This window comes from Streptomyces iranensis (assembly GCF_017874715.1).
GTDB classification, from domain to species: Bacteria; Actinomycetota; Actinomycetes; order Streptomycetales; family Streptomycetaceae; genus Streptomyces; species Streptomyces iranensis.
Genome location: NZ_JAGGLR010000007.1, coordinates 411,414 through 426,650, shown reverse-complemented (window position 1 = coordinate 426,650; position 15,237 = coordinate 411,414). Strand labels below are relative to the sequence as shown.

Annotated in this window: 14 protein-coding genes; 5 read left to right on the top strand and 9 right to left on the bottom strand. The window is 70.6% G+C overall.

Annotation, left to right across the window (positions count from 1 at the left end; genetic code table 11):
* Window positions 1-102: 102 nt before the first annotated feature.
* Window positions 103-900 (bottom strand): DeoR/GlpR family DNA-binding transcription regulator, encoded by a 798-nt coding sequence (locus J2Z30_RS15365; protein WP_245388000.1) that lies wholly within the window; start codon window positions 898-900, stop codon window positions 103-105.
* Between the two features lie 212 nt (window positions 901-1,112).
* On the opposite strand from J2Z30_RS15365, the gene J2Z30_RS15360 reads away from it, so the two are divergent.
* Complete coding sequence (locus J2Z30_RS15360) at window positions 1,113-1,880, top strand: HpcH/HpaI aldolase family protein (RefSeq protein WP_044567995.1); 768 nt, start codon at window positions 1,113-1,115, stop codon at window positions 1,878-1,880.
* A 27-nt stretch (window positions 1,881-1,907) separates the two neighbouring features.
* On the opposite strand, the gene J2Z30_RS15355 is transcribed toward J2Z30_RS15360, so the two are convergent.
* The 8 genes from J2Z30_RS15355 to J2Z30_RS15320 all read right to left on the bottom strand — a co-directional run bounded on the left by J2Z30_RS15355 (window position 1,908) and on the right by J2Z30_RS15320 (window position 10,732).
* Window positions 1,908-3,278 (bottom strand): NAD(P)/FAD-dependent oxidoreductase, encoded by a 1,371-nt coding sequence (locus J2Z30_RS15355; RefSeq protein WP_044567993.1) that lies wholly within the window; start codon window positions 3,276-3,278, stop codon window positions 1,908-1,910.
* Between the two features lie 79 nt (window positions 3,279-3,357).
* On the bottom strand, window positions 3,358-4,347 hold the full coding sequence (locus tag J2Z30_RS15350) for a zinc-dependent alcohol dehydrogenase family protein (RefSeq protein ID WP_044567992.1): 990 nt from the start codon (window positions 4,345-4,347) through the stop codon (window positions 3,358-3,360).
* A complete protein-coding gene (locus J2Z30_RS15345) occupies window positions 4,344-5,222 on the bottom strand; it encodes a carbohydrate ABC transporter permease (protein WP_020866436.1) in 879 nt (292 codons plus the stop codon). The genes J2Z30_RS15350 and J2Z30_RS15345 overlap by 4 nt, the downstream gene beginning before the upstream one ends.
* Window positions 5,219-6,184: a carbohydrate ABC transporter permease gene (locus J2Z30_RS15340; RefSeq protein WP_044567990.1), complete on the bottom strand. Its 966-nt coding sequence runs from the start codon at window positions 6,182-6,184 to the stop codon at window positions 5,219-5,221. Before J2Z30_RS15340 ends, J2Z30_RS15345 begins: the two co-directional genes overlap by 4 nt.
* Window positions 6,181-7,530: an ABC transporter substrate-binding protein gene (locus tag J2Z30_RS15335; RefSeq protein WP_044567989.1), complete on the bottom strand. Its 1,350-nt coding sequence runs from the start codon at window positions 7,528-7,530 to the stop codon at window positions 6,181-6,183. Before J2Z30_RS15335 ends, J2Z30_RS15340 begins: the two co-directional genes overlap by 4 nt.
* Window positions 7,531-7,581: 51 nt before the next feature.
* The gene (locus J2Z30_RS15330) at window positions 7,582-8,343 is read right to left on the bottom strand and encodes a DeoR/GlpR family DNA-binding transcription regulator (RefSeq protein WP_044567988.1); all 762 of its coding nucleotides are present in this window, start codon (window positions 8,341-8,343) and stop codon (window positions 7,582-7,584) included.
* A gap of 278 nt (window positions 8,344-8,621) precedes the next feature.
* Window positions 8,622-9,974, bottom strand: coding sequence for a 6-phospho-beta-glucosidase (locus J2Z30_RS15325; protein WP_107073244.1), 1,353 nt, complete (start codon window positions 9,972-9,974; stop codon window positions 8,622-8,624).
* Entirely contained in the window at window positions 9,971-10,732 is a 762-nt protein-coding gene (locus J2Z30_RS15320; protein ID WP_044567987.1) for a DeoR/GlpR family DNA-binding transcription regulator, read from the bottom strand. The genes J2Z30_RS15325 and J2Z30_RS15320 overlap by 4 nt, the downstream gene beginning before the upstream one ends.
* Before the next feature lie 187 nt (window positions 10,733-10,919).
* Here J2Z30_RS15320 and J2Z30_RS15315 point away from each other — a divergent pair, with 187 nt between their 5' ends.
* Genes J2Z30_RS15315 through J2Z30_RS15300 form a run of 4 tightly spaced genes read left to right on the top strand, consistent with a single transcriptional unit; the run spans window position 10,920 to window position 15,223 of the window.
* Complete coding sequence (locus J2Z30_RS15315) at window positions 10,920-12,047, top strand: carbohydrate kinase family protein (protein ID WP_078956487.1); 1,128 nt, start codon at window positions 10,920-10,922, stop codon at window positions 12,045-12,047.
* Window positions 12,048-12,078: 31 nt separating this feature from the next.
* The gene (locus J2Z30_RS15310) at window positions 12,079-13,497 is read left to right on the top strand and encodes an extracellular solute-binding protein (RefSeq protein ID WP_044567986.1); all 1,419 of its coding nucleotides are present in this window, start codon (window positions 12,079-12,081) and stop codon (window positions 13,495-13,497) included.
* A complete protein-coding gene (locus tag J2Z30_RS15305) occupies window positions 13,494-14,402 on the top strand; it encodes a carbohydrate ABC transporter permease (protein WP_044567985.1) in 909 nt (302 codons plus the stop codon). The genes J2Z30_RS15310 and J2Z30_RS15305 overlap by 4 nt, the downstream gene beginning before the upstream one ends.
* Window positions 14,399-15,223, top strand: a complete 825-nt coding sequence (locus tag J2Z30_RS15300; protein ID WP_037952443.1) for a carbohydrate ABC transporter permease — start codon at window positions 14,399-14,401, stop codon at window positions 15,221-15,223. The genes J2Z30_RS15305 and J2Z30_RS15300 overlap by 4 nt, the downstream gene beginning before the upstream one ends.
* Window positions 15,224-15,237 lie beyond the last annotated feature (14 nt).

Below are 15,237 nucleotides of genomic sequence, written 5' to 3'. Positions count from 1 at the left end.
CCCGAGCGGGCCGGATACACCGGGACTGACCCGAGCGGGCCGGGAGCCAGGCTCCCGGCCCGCTCACCCCGTCCCTGTCCCCGTCACCGTGGCGGTGCGCCGTCAGACGGTGATCACCTCGGTGTCGGGCAGTGCCCGGAACGGGCCGAGCTGGTCATCGGTGGCGCCGCTGTCGGTGACCAGCGTCCACGGCCGGTCCAGCGGGGCCCAGGCGGTGAACGGGGACTGGCCCAGCTTGCTGCTGTCGGCCAGGACGTACACCTCCTTGCCGCGGTCGGCCATCATCTCCTTGAGCGAGGTCTGCTGGAGGCTCGCCTCGCATATCCCCAGCCGCGCGTCCAGCCCGTCGGCGCCGAGGAAGACCTTGTCCGCGGTCAGCCGGGACAGGGTCAGCTCGGCGAGCGGCCCGACGAAGCCCTGGCTGACATGGCGCAGGGTCCCGCCGAGGGTGATCAGCTCGATGCCGTCCGACTCGGCCAGCTCGCGCAGCGCGGTGAGCCCGCAGGTGATCACGGTCAGATCGGCGCGGGCGCGCAGATGGTGGGCAAGCCGTCCGGTGGTGGTGCCGGCGTCGAGGATGACGGTGTCGCCCGGTCCGATCCGCGCGGCCGCCCAGCGTCCTATGCGGTCCTTCTCGGCGACCGCGAGTCCGCTGCGCTGCCCCAGGGTGGGCTCGGCGGTGTGACCGGCGCTCATCGCGCCGCCGTAGGTGCGGGCGATGGTGCCCTGTTCGGTGAGGAGTGCGAGATCCCGGCGGATGGTGGAGGGCGTCACCTCCAGCGAGCGGGCCAGCTCCTCCACGACGACCGTGCCATCGGTCTGGATCATCCGGGCGATCAGTTCCCGGCGGTCCCCGGCGCGCAGCCGTCTGCGCTCCTCCGCCCCGACCTCCTGACGCATCGCGGCCCCCATCCTTCCGTAACTCTGTGCGACTCTGCACAGCCCTGAGCAACCCTATCAGTCTGCGCATTTCGCGCTGTTTCGCCGCAGGCGCTGGGGAGAGTCTTGCGTGTTACGTGCAATCATGCGAGCGTGCCGCTCACAACACGCACAGAGCGAAGAGGCCGCGCAACTCGCCGAACACAACTCTCCGAAGGAGAGATGCTGACAGCATGAACACTTCCCCCGCCGACTTCGCGGACCGGCTGCGCGCCCGCGGGCGGATCATCGGCTACTGGGTCGTCCTCGACAATCCCGTCGGCACCGAGCGCCTGGCCGGGCTCGGCTACGACTACATCTGCGTCGACGCCCAGCACGGCCTCCTCGACTACAAGGGCATCCTCGGCGCGATGACCGCCATTGACGCCCGCGGCACCGCCGCCGGTATGGTGCGCGTCCCGGGCAACGACGGCTTCTGGATCGGCCAGGCACTCGACGCCGGCGCCCGCGGGGTGATCGTCCCGCTGGTCGACACCGCCGAGGAGGCGGCCGCCGCGGTGAGCTACTGCCGCTACCCCCCGCTCGGGGTGCGCTCCTACGGCCCGATGCGCTCGGGTCTGCGTATCGGCCCCGCCCCGGCCGAGTCCAACCGGCAAGTGGCCTGCGTCGTGATGATCGAGACGGCCCAGGGGCTGGCCAACACCGCGGAGATCTGCGCCACGGACGGGCTCGACGGCGTCTACATCGGCCCCTCCGACCTCACCATCGCGCTCGGCGGCCGCACTTCGACGGACACGTCGGTGGCGGAGAAGTTCGAGGCGGCGCTGGCGAAGGTCGCCGAGGAGGCACGGACCGCGGGCATCGCCGCCGGTATCCACTGCCCCGACGGGGCCACCGCCGCGGGGCGCCTGGCCCAGGGCTTCACCTTCGCCACGGTCAGCAGCGACCTGGCCCACCTGGAGCAGGCGGCGGCCGCGCATCTGCGCGACGCGAGCGGCTGAGCGCATCCTCCCGGACGCCGTCCCGGGTCAGCTCTCCACCCGCAGCGGCGGGTCCGGCAGGCCCCGGGCCCTCGGCAGCAGCACCGTCCGCAGGGCGACCGAAGGGGACAGCAGCCGGGACGGTTTCGCCGCGAGATAGGTGACATCGCGGAACGCGGCGCCGACCACGGGGTCGATCGCCGCCCGGTCCGCCAGCCGCCCGAAGTACCAGCTCCGCAGCCGCTCGGCCGCCCCCGGTGGTGTGGCGTCCGCGTCCGTGGCGTACGGACGGTCCGCGCCGACGGCGGTCAGCCAGGCGGTGTCGCTCGCACGGGCCACCACGCGCTGCGCCGCGGCCGCGAAACCGGGCCGCAGGCCCCCCTCGGCCAGGCAGCCGCGCAGGGCCAGCCCGCTGAGGGCGGCCACCGCCATACCCTGACCGTAGATCGGGTTGAAGGTGCAGGCGGCGTCCGAGACCGCGAGAAACCCCTCGGGCACCCCGCCCGGGGCGTGGTAGTGGCGGCGGCGGTTGGAGGTGTCGCGGAACCCGTACGGCGGGGACACCGGCTCACAGGTCAGCAGATGCTCGTACAGCGCGGGCTCGTCCAGGGACTTGACGAAGCCGGGCACCTCCGAGCTCTCGGTCGGCGGATGGTGACCGCGTACCCCGCCCAGCGTCAGCAGCCAGATGCCGCCCTCGACCGGGGACCAGGCCGCGCCGCGCGGACAGTCCGGGCGCGGCTGGATGACCATCGTCATGTCCAGCGGCTCGGCGGGCCGGAACTCTTGCGTGCAGTAGCCGATCCCGGCGTCGACGACCTCCTCGCGCGGCGCCGGAGCGCCCAGCTCCGTCAGCCACTTGGGGGCGCGCGAGCCGCGCCCCGAGGCGTCGACGACCAGATCGGCGGGTAACTCCCGCTCGGCGCGCCCGGCGTCCCGCGCCCGCACCCGTACGCCGGTGACCCGGTCCGCGTCGCCGAGCAGCCCTATGGCCTCGGTGCCCTGGAGCACCTCCACCCGGGTCCCGGATCCCTCGGCCTCGGCGAGCACCCGCGCCCGTACGGTGGCGTCGAACAGCCCCCGGGTGCAGCTGGTGGTGGCGTGTCTGCCCTCGTGGAAGCGGCGCTGCCAGCCGTTGCCGCCCTTGGTGATCACATCGCGCGGCGCCTCCAGACGGTGCGCGCCCGCCGACTCCAACTCGCCGTTCAGCCCGGGGAACAGCTCCTCAAGGGCGCGCCGCCCGCCGCTGAGGAAGACATGCAGATGGCGGCCCTGGGGCACGCCCTTGCGGAAGGCGGGCTGCTCCGGGTAGCGGTCGCGCTCCACCAGGGTGACCGTGTCGACGTGGCCGAGGAGCGCGCCCGCCGCCAGCGTGCCCGCAAGACCCCCGCCCACCACCACCGCGTCGCCCTTGCCCATATGCCCGCCCCTCCCGCCGACCGTGATCGATAACGGCCCAAGCCTGGTACCCCGGGCTTGGGCCGTCAACCACACACGGTTACGGGACGACCACGATCTTCCGGCCCACACCCGCCTTGAACTGGTCGAGCGCCTTGGGGTACTCGTCCAGCGGCATCCGGTGGCTGATGAAGATCTTCGGGTCCAGCACCCCGCTCGCGAACAGCCCGGCGGCACGCTCATAGCTGTGCAGCACGGCCATCGAGCCGGTGATGGTGATCTCCTGGTTGTAGATCTTGTACGGCTCGATGGTGGCCCGCGTCGCGTAGTCGGAGACACCGAACTGCAGGAACGTTCCGGCCTTGGCCACCCGGCCCAGGCCGTCCTGAATGGCGGCCTGGTTGCCGGTGGCGTCGATGACCACGTCCCAGCCCCGCGGCTGGTCCAGCTCGTCCGCCGAGGCGGCGGACCGGGAGCAGCCGAGGGTGGTGGCGGTGGACAGCCGCTCGGCGTTGACATCGAGCATGTCCACGCTGGTGGCGCCGGTCCGCTTGGCCAGCTCCAGCATCATCAGCCCCATGGTGCCGGAGCCGTAGATGAGCACCTCGGCGCCCAGGTTGCCGTTGAGCACGTCATAGCCGCGCACCGCGCAGGACAGCGGCTCGATCAGGGCCGCGTCGGCCACGTCCACCTGCTCGGGCAGCTTGACGCAGTTGGCGACCGGGGCCACCGCGAACTCGGCGGCCCCGCCGGGGACGCTGACCCCGATCGCGTTCCAGTTGTCGCACAGATTGCCCCGGCCGATCCGGCAGTAGCGGCACTCGTGGCAGTGCAGGGAGGGGTCCACGGCGACCCGGTCGCCCACCGCCACTTCGGTGACATCGCTGCCGAGACCGACGACCACACCGGCGAACTCATGCCCGGGGACGATCGGCAGCGTGGGCGCGAACTCCCCCTGCAGGATGTGCAGATCGGTGCCGCACAGTCCGCAGGCCGCCACGTCCACCACGACCTCACGGGGGCCCGGGGTGGGGTCCGCGACGGTGGCGACGGTGACCTTCCCGGGGGCTTCGATGACTGCGGCCCTCATTTGACTGCTCCTAGCGACAGGCCCTGGACCAGCTTGTCCTGGGCGGCGAAACCGGCGGCGAGCACCGGCAGGGAAATGACCATCGACGCTGCGCACACCTTGGCCAGGAACAGCCCCTGGCTGGTGACGAAGGTGGTCAGGAACGCCGGGGCGGTCTGGGCGACCACACCGGTGAGCACTTGGGCGAAGAGCATCTCGTTCCAGCTGAAGATGAAGCAGATCAGCGAGGTGGCGGCGATGCCCGGCCCCGCGATCGGGGCCACGACCCGCCACAGGATGGTGGGCAGCCGAGCCCCGTCCATCTGGGCCGCCTCGATGATCGACACCGGAATGTCGGCGAGGAAGGACTGCATCATCCACACCGCGATCGGCAGGTTCATCGAGGTGTAGAGGATGACCAGCAGCCAGACGTTGTCCAGGAAGTTGATGTCCCTGGCGAACAGGAACACCGGCAGCAGTCCGGCCACCACCGGCAGCATCTTCGTGGACAGGAAGAAGAACATCACATCCGTCCACTTGCGCACCGGCCGGATCGACAGCGCGAACGCCGCCGGAAGCGCCAGCAGCAGCACGAAGCAGGTGGAGAAGAGGGATGTGCCCACCGAGTTGAGCAGCGCGGGCCAGGGGCTCGCCCCGCCGCCCACACCGAAGAAGTCCTTGTACCCGTCGAGGGTCAGCGGGGCGGCCAGCGACGGCGGGTTGGTGGCGGCGTCGGCCTCGGAGTGGAACGAGGTCAGCAGCATCCACAGCACGGGCAGTACGAAGACGATGCCGACGAACCAGGCCAGCACGCCGAGCGCGGCACCGCGCCGCTTGGCCCGGCGGGTGGCTTCCGGAACGGATGTGATGGGCACCGGGGTGCTCACGGCGGTCATGCGCGGGACGCCTCCTCACGGAAGAGGGACGACACCACGCGCAGCGCGAAGGTGGCGATGACGATCGTGCCGATCACCACCACGACTCCCGCCGCCGATGCCAGCCCGTACTCGTGGGCGTTGTAGAAGGTTTCGTAGATGGTGTAGGGGAGGTTCGCGGTGTCCAGGCCACCGCGGGTCATGGTGAAGACGGCGTCGAAGTTCTGCACGATGTAGATGGACCCCAGCAGGGTGCCGAGCTCCAGATAGCGGCGCAGATGCGGAAGCGTCAGAAAGCGGAAGATCTGCCAGCTGCCGGCCCCGTCCAGCCGGGCCGCCTCGACCATGTCCAGCGGGCGGCTCTGCAGCCCGGCCAGCAGGATGAGCATCATGAACGGCGTCCACTGCCAGATCAGCGACGCCTCCACCGCGATCAGCGGCGTATCGGTGAGCCATTCCGGCTGGGGCCCGCCCAGCCAGTTGAGTACGCCGTTGAACAGGCCGTACTCGGGGTTGTACAGCGCGTGCTTCCACAGCAGCGCCGAGGCCACCGGCACCAGCAGGAACGGCGCGATGAGCATGGTGCGGACCAGGGCCCGGCCGCGGAACTTGCGGTCCAGCAGCAGCGCCAGCAGCAGCCCCAGCACCACACTGACGATCACCACGGAGGCGGTCAGCAGCACGGTGGTGACGATGGACTCGCGCAGCGACTCGTCGCTGAGCACCGTCTTGTAGTTCTCCAGCCCCGCGAACGCGCGGCGGTCGGGCCGGAAGGAGTTCCAGTCGAAGAGCGAGATCACCAGCGTGGCCACGAACGGCAGCTGGGTGACCACGATCAGGAAGATCAGCGCGGGCAGCAGCGGCGCCCGGGTGGCCCACTCCCGGGCCCGGTTCCGGGTCGCCTTGGGGCGCCCCGCGGAGGCGGGGGCCGCGCTCGGTGGCCGCTGGCCACTCACGGGTACTGCCGTCGTCGGATTACTCATCGGTACTCCTCGCCGACCTTCTCGGCCAGCTTCTGCGAATTCTTCAATGCCGACTCGACGGACTGCTTTCCGGCGATGGCCGCGCTGATCTCCTGGGCGACCTTGGTGCCGAGATCGGCGAATTCGGGGATGTCGACGAACTGGATGCCGATGGTCGGCCGCGGCTGCACTCCCGGATCACGCGGCTTGGCACTGAGGATCGCCTTGCGGGTCTCCTCGGAGAAGCTGCCGGCGGTCTCGCGGTACTCCGGAGAGGTGTAGGTGGACGACCGCTTTCCCGCGGGCACATTGGCCCAGCCGAAGTTCTTGCCGACCAGGGCCTCGTACTTCTTGCTGGATGCCCAGGAGATGAACTTCCACGCGTTGTCGGGGTGGCGCGACGCCTTCTGGACGCCCCATGCCCAGGTGTAGAGCCAGCCCGAGCTCTGGGTCTTCACCACTGGTGCCTGGACATATCCGATCTTGCCCTTGACCGGGGACTTGCTCGCCTCCAGCGACCCGGCGGCCGAGGTGGCGTCGTACCACATGGCGCTCTTGCCCTGGGTGAGGTTGTTCAGGCACTCGGCGAAGCCCGACTGGGCCGCACCGGCCTCACCGTGCTTGCGCACCAGGTCGACATAGAACTTGGTCGCCTTGGTGAATTCCGGCGAGTCCAGCCGCGCCTTCCAGTCCTTGGTGAACCAGGTGCCGCCGAAGGTGTTGACCACAGTGGTCAGCGGGGCCATCAGCTCACCCCAGCCGGGCAGTCCGCGCAGGCAGATGCCGTTCATCCCCTTGCGGGAGCCGTCCACCTTGGCCGCGATGTCCGCGACCTGCTGCCAGGTGGGCCGCTCGGGCATCTTCAGATGCTTCTCGGCGAGGACGTCCTTGCGGTACATCAGGAACGACGACTCACCGTAGAAGGGCTCGGCGTAGAGCTTGCCGTCCTCGGCGGTCAGTGACTGCCGCATCGAGGGGAGGACGTCCTTCTGATCGAATGCCTTGTCCTTGGCGGCGTAGCCGTCGAGCGGCATCAGCCAGCCGTTCTTCGCGTAGAACGGCACCTCGAAATTGCTGATGGTGGCCACGTCGTACTGGCGCGCCTGATTGGCGAAGTCCTGACTGATCTTGTCGCGGACCTCGTTCTCGGGCATCATCGTGAATTTGACCGTGATGCCCGTTTCCTTGGTGAAGTATTTCTTGGTGAGCTTCTGCAGGTCCACCATCTGGGGGTTGTTCACCATCAGGACATTGATGGTCTTGTCGCCTGAGCTGCCGCCCCCCATACCGGCGCAACCGGTCAGGAGCGCGCCCGCGGTCAGGGCCACCACCGGTATCCGGGCAGCACGAAGAGTCAGGACTGGCATAACGGGTCCAATCGAAGGGACGTGGGGAAGGAAAACAGCGGGGGAAGGGCGTCAGACCCTGACGATCTGGGGGCCCAGCAGCGAATAGCGGTGTGCCTCGGTCAGCGGCAGACCCGTGTCGGTCACGATCGTTTCGAAGTCCGAGACATCTGCGAACCGGCAGAAGCTGACGGCTCCGAATTTGGTGTGCACCCCGGAGAAGACCTTGCGCCGGGACACCCGCACCACCTGCGCCTTGACCTCGCTGACCGCCGGATCCGGGGTGGTCAGGCCGTACTGGCGGGAGATGCCGTTGGCGCCGATGAACGCCAGGTCGATGACGAAGCCCGAGAGCATATGCGTCGCCCAGTGGTCGACGGTGGCCATCGTGCCCCCGCGCACCCGTCCGCCGAGGAGCAGCACGGTGGTGTTGTCACGGGTGGCGAGGCCGGTGGCGGTGGTGAGGGAAGCGGTGATCACGGTGAGCGGCCGGTCCCTGGGCAGGGCCTCCGCGATCAGCTGCGGGGTGAATCCCTCGTCGATGAAGACCGTCTCGGCATCGCCCAGCAGATCGGCCGCCGCGGTCGCGATCCGCGACTTCTCCGGTACGTGCATGGTGGTGCGGAAGGCGAGGGTGGTCTCGAAACCGGCGCTCTCCACCGGGTAGGCGCCGCCATGGGTGCGCCGCACCAGTCCGTGCTGTTCCAGGACCCGCAGATCGCGACGGACCGTCTCCTTGGACACCCCGAGATCGGCGGCGAGCTTGCCGACGTCGACGACGCCGGCACGGCGAGCCGTGTCGAGGATCTCCCGACGGCGTTCCTCCGCGTCCACGCCGCACCTCCTGCCTAGGTCTTTCGGCTTGCGTGGCAGTTTTACAAGCGTGCAACAGGGGAAGCCAGTCTTGGCACCACAGAGATCGTGACCGTATGCGCCCGTTTCACAACCGTTATAAGAGCAGGTCATGGCGGATGAGGCAACGGACGGTGAGGAACTCGGCTGCCTGATTGTCCACCCGGCGGGCCCGTTTCTCGCCCGTTCTCCGAAAAAGGGCGTGAACGGAGCCCGTCCGGGCGGGTTCAGATACTGGGGAATGCCCGAACGGACATGTGCTAATGGCGGGTCAGTGCCCCGGAGGCGTCGAGAATCCGGCCCGCGACCTTGACCGAGTCCACCAGCGGGTGGAGTGCCAGGGCCCGCAGGGCCGCACCGCGGGCGATGCCCGAATCGCTGCCCGCTTCGGTCGTGGCCGCCTCGATGGCCGAGCGCTCCACCGCCTTGATCGACAGCATCAGGCCGAGCTGGTCCGGCGCCACCGCGCCGGTCGCCAGCGGCCGCGCCCCGCCCGCGTCCACCACACAGGGCACCTCCACCACGGCGTCCTCGTCGAGACCGGGGACGGCCGTCCGGTTGCGCACATTGAGGATCAGCGTGGCGCGCTCATCGCGGGCGATCGCCCGCATGATGGCCAGCGCGATCCGGTCGTAGCCGCCGCCGTCCAGATCGCAGGAGTCGCGCTCCCAGCCGCCGGTGGCCTCGCGGCTCTCCGCCATGTACGTGGCCTCGCGCTCCAGCCGGGTGCGCTCCCACTCCCTGAGCGCCCCGGGTGCGCCCGAGCCCGCCGTCGCGTAGAACCGGGCCTGCTGGTCGCGCAGGAACTCGCCGCGGGTGGCCGGGGCCTGCCGGATCGAGGCCACCGCCTCCCGGTTGAAGTAGTAGTAGTGCAGATACTCGTTCGGCAGCGCGCCGAGCGCCCGCAGCCACTCGGCGCCGAAGAGCTTGCCCTCCTCGAACGACTCCAGGGCGCCGGTGTCGCCGAGCAGCTCCGGGAGCCGGTCCCGGCCGTCCACCACCACCCGGCGCAGCCAGCCCAGATGGTTCAGGCCCACATAGTCGTACGTGGCCCGGTCCGGGTCGGCGCCGACCGCCCGTGCGGCGCGGCGGCACAGGCCGACCGGGGAGTCGCAGATGCCGATCACCCGGTCGCCGAGCACCCGCTGCATCGCCTCGGTGACCATGCCCGCCGGGTTGGTGAAGTTGATGACCCAGGCGTCCGGGGCCACGGTGGCGATCCGCTCGGCGATCCGCAGCGCCACCGGCAGGGTGCGCAGCCCGTAGAGCACCCCGCCCGCGCCGACGGTCTCCTGCCCCAGCACCCCCTCGCCGAGCGGAATCCGCTCGTCGTTCGCCCGGCCCTCCAGGCCGCCGACGCGGATGGCCGAGAAGACGAAGTCGGCGCCGCGCAGCGCCTGGTCGAGATCGGTGGTGGCCCGGACCGCGGGGGCGGTGGGGCGGCCCGTGGCCTGTTCGGCCAGGACCGCGCGGATCGCGTCCAGCCGGCGCTGGTCGGTGTCGTACAGCACCAGCTCGGTGCAGCGCCCCGCCGCGTCCCCGGTGTCATCGAGCAGCGCCCGGTACACCAGGGGCATACGGAACCCTCCGCCGCCCAGCACAGTCAGCCTCATACGGTCACTACCTCCACATCGCCCTCGCGGAAAACGGCGAGCGTCACCGGGTCGGACGTCTTGTTGGTGATCAGGGTGTCGATGCCCTCCGGTCCGCAGATCCGGGCGAGACCCGTATCGCCGGGGAACTTCCCCGCGGTGACCAGCAGCACCACCTCCCGGGCCGCGCCGAGCATGGCCCGTTTGACCGGCACCTCCACATGGGTGCTGTCCAGTACGCTGCCGTCGGGGAGCACCCCGCTCGCGCCGAGGAAGAGCCGGCCGACCCGCAGTTGGCGGATATTGGACTCGGTGAGGAAGCCGACCACGGAGCGGTAGTTGGCGCGCACCTGCCCGCCCAGCAGGATCAGGGTCACCCGCGAGTCGTCGCGCAGCTCGTCGTAGACCGCGAGATTGCTGGTCACCACGGTGACCGGACGGCCGCGCAGCAGCTTGGCGAGCTGGAGGGTGGTGGTGCCGATGTCCAGCAGCAGCACATCGCCGTCCGCCACCAGCTCGGCGGCGGCGCGGGCCACGGCCTCCTTGTCGGCCAGGTCGTCGACCACCACCTCGCTGAACGGGCGCTCCTCGTCCTGAGTGGGCGCGGCCACCGCGCCGCCGTAGACCCGGGTGAGCCGCCCCGCCCGGCCCAGCTCGGTGATGTCCCGCCGGGCCGTGGCCTCGCTGACGCCGAGACGCGTGGCGATCTCCCCGATGGGCAGCACGCCCTCCTCGCCGAGGATGTTCAGCAGCTTCTCGTGGCGGCTCTCTCGCAGCATGGTGGCAACGTACTGCAGATGAGCGAGTGTGCGCGACTCTGATCGACCTCTTGCATTCACCTCAAGTCAGGTGCAAGGTGTCGCTCACGCCACCAGGGTCCTTCTGACGGATTTCCGTGGGCGAAGGAGGTCCGTCAGGAGGGCCCCGGGCGCCAACAGGCCCCGCCGAACAAGGAAAGGCACGTCGGTGAGCACCACGGCCGGAACCCCCGATCCGATCCACCCGATCGACCCGCTCGCGGCGCTGCGCGCCTCCACGGACCCCGAGCACGACGTCTACCTCACCGGCACCGTGTTCCTGGACATCATCTTCACCGGGCTCGACCACGCCCCCGTCCGCGGCACCGAGTCCTGGGCGCGCGGTATGGGATCGAGCCCCGGCGGCATCGCCAACATGGCCACCGCCCTGGCCCGGCTGGGCCTGCACACCACGCTCGCCGCCGCCTTCGGCACCGATGTCTACGGCGACTACTGCTGGGAGAGCCTGGCCCTCGGCGAGGGCGTGGACCTCACCCCCTCCCGCCGCGTCCCCGGCTGGCACTCCCCGGTCACCGTCTCCATGGCGTACGAGGGCGAGCGCACCATGGTCACCCATGAGCACCCGGCCCCGCCGCCCGCCGTCCGGGGCGAGCCGCCCCGCTCCCGCGCCTGCGTGGCCACCTTCGAACCGGGGCGGCAGGAGGACTGGGTGGGCCGGGCGCACGCCCAGGGCAGCAAGATCTTCGCCGATGTCGGCTGGGACGAGACCGGCCGCTGGGACCCCGCCGCGCTCCCCGATCTGCCCTACGCCCACGCCTTCCTGCCCAACGCCGCCGAGGCCCAGCGCTACACCCGCACCGACAGCCCCGAGCGGGCGGTGCGCGCCCTGGCGGAGCTGGTGCCGATCGCCGTCGTCACCCGGGGCGCCGAGGGCGCCGTGGCCATCGACTCGCTCACCGGGGAGCGTGCCGAGGTGCCCGGGTTGCCCGTGGACGCGCTGGACCCGACCGGGGCCGGCGATGTCTTCGTGGCCGGATTCATGACCGGCACGCTCGCGGGCTGGCCGCTCGCCGACCGGCTCGCCTTCGCCAACCTCACCGCCGCCCTCTCCGTCCAGCACTTCGGCGGCTCCCTGGCCGCGCCCGGCTGGCCGGAGGTGGCCGCCTGGTGGAACCGTGTGCGCCGGGCGGCCGATGGCGGCGCGGAGGCGTCCGGACTCGCCCGCCGCTACGCCTTCCTGGGCGATCTGATCCCGGACCGGGTGCGCGACTGCCCCCGGCCGCGGGCCCTGCCCACCATCGGTTTCCGGGTGCATGACAGCGCCCAACGGTCCTGACGGTCCTGATCACCGCATCGAGGAGAACCCCATGGAACTCGCCCGTACCGGGGCGCGCCGGACACGCCGCAGGGCCGTCCCGGCCGCGCTCGCCATCGGCGCCGTCCTGCTCGCCGCGGGGTGTGTCCCCGGCACCGACGGCTCGGGGGCCGCCGGTGCCGGGACCGGCGCGGCCACCGCCATACCCGATCCGGCGAAGGCCGGAAAGACCACGCTGACCGTGTGGGACCAGGAGATACGCGGCGGGACCAACGGCGAGATACAGCAGCTGAACCGGGAGTTCGAGCGGAAGTACCCCAATGTGCGGATCAAGCGGGTCGCCCGGAGCTTCACCGATCTGAAGACCACCCTGAAGCTGGCCGTCTCCGGCAACCATCCGCCCGATGTCATCCAGGCCAACCAGGGCTACCCGGACATGGTGGCCTTCGTCCGGGCCGGGCTGCTCGCCCCGCTGGACAACTACGCCGGGATCTACGACTGGAACACCCGCTACCCCGCCACTCTCCTGGGCCTCAACCGGGTCTCCGCCGACGGCGACGACTTCGGCCGGGGGCGGCTGTACGGCATCTCCCAGACCGGCGAGTACATCGGCCTCTACTACAACAAGGGCGTACTGGGGAAGGCAGGGCTCCAACCCCCGCGCACCTGGGGCGAGTTCACCGACGGCCTGGCCCGGCTCAAGGACCGGGGCGAGCTGCCGATCCAGTTCGGCAACCTCGACAAGTACCCCGCCATCCACACCTTCGGGGTGCTGCACGACCAGCTCGGCGCCGCCGACGCCCGCGACACCGTCCTCGGCCGCGGCGACGGCTTCGACAACGCCGCCACCAAGAACGCCGCGGCCACCCTCGCCGACTGGGCGAAGCGCGGCTATCTCCCCGGTGGCGCCAACGGCCTCGGCTACGACGACGCCGCCAAGAAGTTCGCCTCCGGCGACGGCGCGTATCTGCTGACCGGCACCTGGCAGCTGGCCGACCTGAAGAAGCCCATGGGGGACAAGCTGGGCATCATGCCGCCCCCGCCCGCCAAGGCCGGCGGCGACCCCGTCACCACCGGCGGCCAGGGCCTCGCCTGGTCCATCACCTCCCGCTCCCGCCACCCGGAAGTGGCCGCCGCCTATCTGGACTTCCTCACCGACGCACACGCCGCGGACGTGATGACCCGGCACGGAGTGCTGCCCGCCGTCCCCGCGAAGGCCGCGGCCGGGGTGAGCCCGGACAGCGCCGACGGCCAGATGATCGCCGGGTGGAAGCGGCTGAGCGCCGCCGATGGACTCGTCCCGTACCTGGACTACTCCACCCCCACCTTCTACGACACCCTCTCGGCCGCCCTCCAGGGCGTGGTCAGCGGCAAGACCTCTGCGGACAGCTTCGCCGCGACTCTCCAGAAGGACTACGGCGCCTTCACGAAGAAGCAGCGCGAGCAGCACACCTCGGCGGGACCCCGATGAGGCTCGCCGCCCTGACCAGGGCATACCGCCGCCGCGCGCCCGGTGAGCCGCGTGCCATCGGCTACCTCTACATCCTGCCCGCGCTGATCGTGTACGCCGTCTTCCTGCTCTACCCCTTCGGGCAGTCGGTGTGGCTGTCCTTTGTGCACTGGGACGGGCTGACGGTCGCCACCCCCGCCGGATTCGACAACTACCGCGCGCTGTTCACCGATCCGAGCCTGCGCGCCCCCTTCCTCCACGCGCTGCTGCTGCTCGTCTTCTACGCGGCCCTGCCGGTGGCGATCGGGCTGCTGCTGGCCGCCGTGATGTCCCGGGCCCGGGTCCGGGGGATGACCTTCTTCCGTACGGTCCTGTTCCTGCCGCAGGTCCTGGCGCTGATCGTGGTCGGCGTGGCCTGGCGCTCGATCCTCGCCCCCGACGGGCTGCTCAACGACGCCCTCCGCGCCGTCGGCCTGGGCGGCCTCGCCCGCCCCTGGCTGGGCGACTACACCTGGGCGCTGCCCGCCGTCGGCGTCGTCGGCACCTGGGTCGGCACCGGGCTGTGCATGGTCCTCTTCCTCGCCGGGGCCCAGCGCATCCCGCGCGAGCTGTACGAGGCGGCGCGGATGGACGGCGCCGGGCCGCTGCGCGAGTTCCGCACCGTCACCCTGCCCGGTCTGCGGCCGCAGATCGCGGTGGCGCTGACCCTGACCATCGTGGCGGGGCTGCGCAACTTCGACCTGATCTACATCACCACCAGCGGCGGCCCAGGAAACGCCACCTCCGTCCCCGCCTACGAGGTCTACCACCGGGCCTTCGAGACCAACCAGGTCGGCTCGGCCGCCGCCGTCGGCGTGGCCCTCACGGTCCTGATCTTCGTCCTGACCGTCACGGTCTCCCGGCTCGTGGAAGGGCGGCGGGCATGACCACACGCCTGGAACGCAACGTCACCTACGGCATCCTCGCCCTCTTCACCGTCCTCGCCCTCACCCCCGTGATCGGCATCCTCTCCACGGCCTTCGGCTCACAGAACTCCCTGGACACCGGCTTCTCACTGCCGAAGGACGGTCTGCACTGGAGTAACTTCGCCGACGCCTGGAGCCGTGGCCACTTCGGCACCTATCTGGGGAACTCGGTGCTGGTCACGGCGGTCGTGGTGGCGGCCACCACCGTGCTGGCCATCCTCGCCGCGTACGCCTTCGGGGTGATGCGCTTCCCCGGCTCCACGGTGCTGTTCCACCTCTTCGTGATCGGGCTGACGCTGCCCCAGGAGGCGCTGGTAGTCCCGCTCTACTTCGATCTGCGCTACGCCGAACTCACCGACAGCTACTGGGCGTTGATCCTGCCGCAGACCGCGCAGTCGCTGGCCTTCGGGGTCTTCTGGATGCGCACGTACTTCCGCGGCAGCGCGCGGTCGGTCATCGAGGCGGCCCGGATCGACGGGGCGAACACCTGGACCACGCTGTGGCGCGTACTGGTCCCGATGGGCCGCCCGGCGATCTCCACCATGGTCGTGATCACCTTCATGTGGACCTGGAACGAGTTCCTGATGGCCCTGGTGATGGTCAGCGACGAGGCCCATCGCACGGTCCCCCTCGGCCTGGCCTTCTTCCAGGGCCAGCACAGCTCCGACGCGGCGCTGCTCGCGGCGGCCTCGGTGCTCATCGCCCTGCCGGTGGTCGTGGTCTACGTGGCACTGCAGCGCCGGTTCATCGAGGGCATGCTGGGCGGGGCGGTGAAGGAGTGAGCCCGGAGCGCACC

What these genes read in the sequence shown, in the direction of transcription:
- J2Z30_RS15365 (WP_245388000.1), bottom strand. Translation starts at nt 900, where the DNA reads ATGCGTCAGGAGGTCGGGGCGGAGGAGCGCAGACGGCTGCGCGCCGGG.
- J2Z30_RS15360 (WP_044567995.1), top strand. Translation starts at nt 1,113, where the DNA reads ATGAACACTTCCCCCGCCGACTTCGCGGACCGGCTGCGCGCCCGCGGG.
- J2Z30_RS15355 (WP_044567993.1), bottom strand. Translation starts at nt 3,278, where the DNA reads ATGGGCAAGGGCGACGCGGTGGTGGTGGGCGGGGGTCTTGCGGGCACG.
- J2Z30_RS15350 (WP_044567992.1), bottom strand. Translation starts at nt 4,347, where the DNA reads ATGAGGGCCGCAGTCATCGAAGCCCCCGGGAAGGTCACCGTCGCCACC.
- J2Z30_RS15345 (WP_020866436.1), bottom strand. Translation starts at nt 5,222, where the DNA reads ATGACCGCCGTGAGCACCCCGGTGCCCATCACATCCGTTCCGGAAGCC.
- J2Z30_RS15340 (WP_044567990.1), bottom strand. Translation starts at nt 6,184, where the DNA reads ATGAGTAATCCGACGACGGCAGTACCCGTGAGTGGCCAGCGGCCACCG.
- J2Z30_RS15335 (WP_044567989.1), bottom strand. Translation starts at nt 7,530, where the DNA reads ATGCCAGTCCTGACTCTTCGTGCTGCCCGGATACCGGTGGTGGCCCTG.
- J2Z30_RS15325 (WP_107073244.1), bottom strand. Translation starts at nt 9,974, where the DNA reads ATGAGGCTGACTGTGCTGGGCGGCGGAGGGTTCCGTATGCCCCTGGTG.
- J2Z30_RS15320 (WP_044567987.1), bottom strand. Translation starts at nt 10,732, where the DNA reads ATGCTGCGAGAGAGCCGCCACGAGAAGCTGCTGAACATCCTCGGCGAG.
- J2Z30_RS15310 (WP_044567986.1), top strand. Translation starts at nt 12,079, where the DNA reads ATGGAACTCGCCCGTACCGGGGCGCGCCGGACACGCCGCAGGGCCGTC.
- J2Z30_RS15305 (WP_044567985.1), top strand. Translation starts at nt 13,494, where the DNA reads ATGAGGCTCGCCGCCCTGACCAGGGCATACCGCCGCCGCGCGCCCGGT.
- J2Z30_RS15300 (WP_037952443.1), top strand. Translation starts at nt 14,399, where the DNA reads ATGACCACACGCCTGGAACGCAACGTCACCTACGGCATCCTCGCCCTC.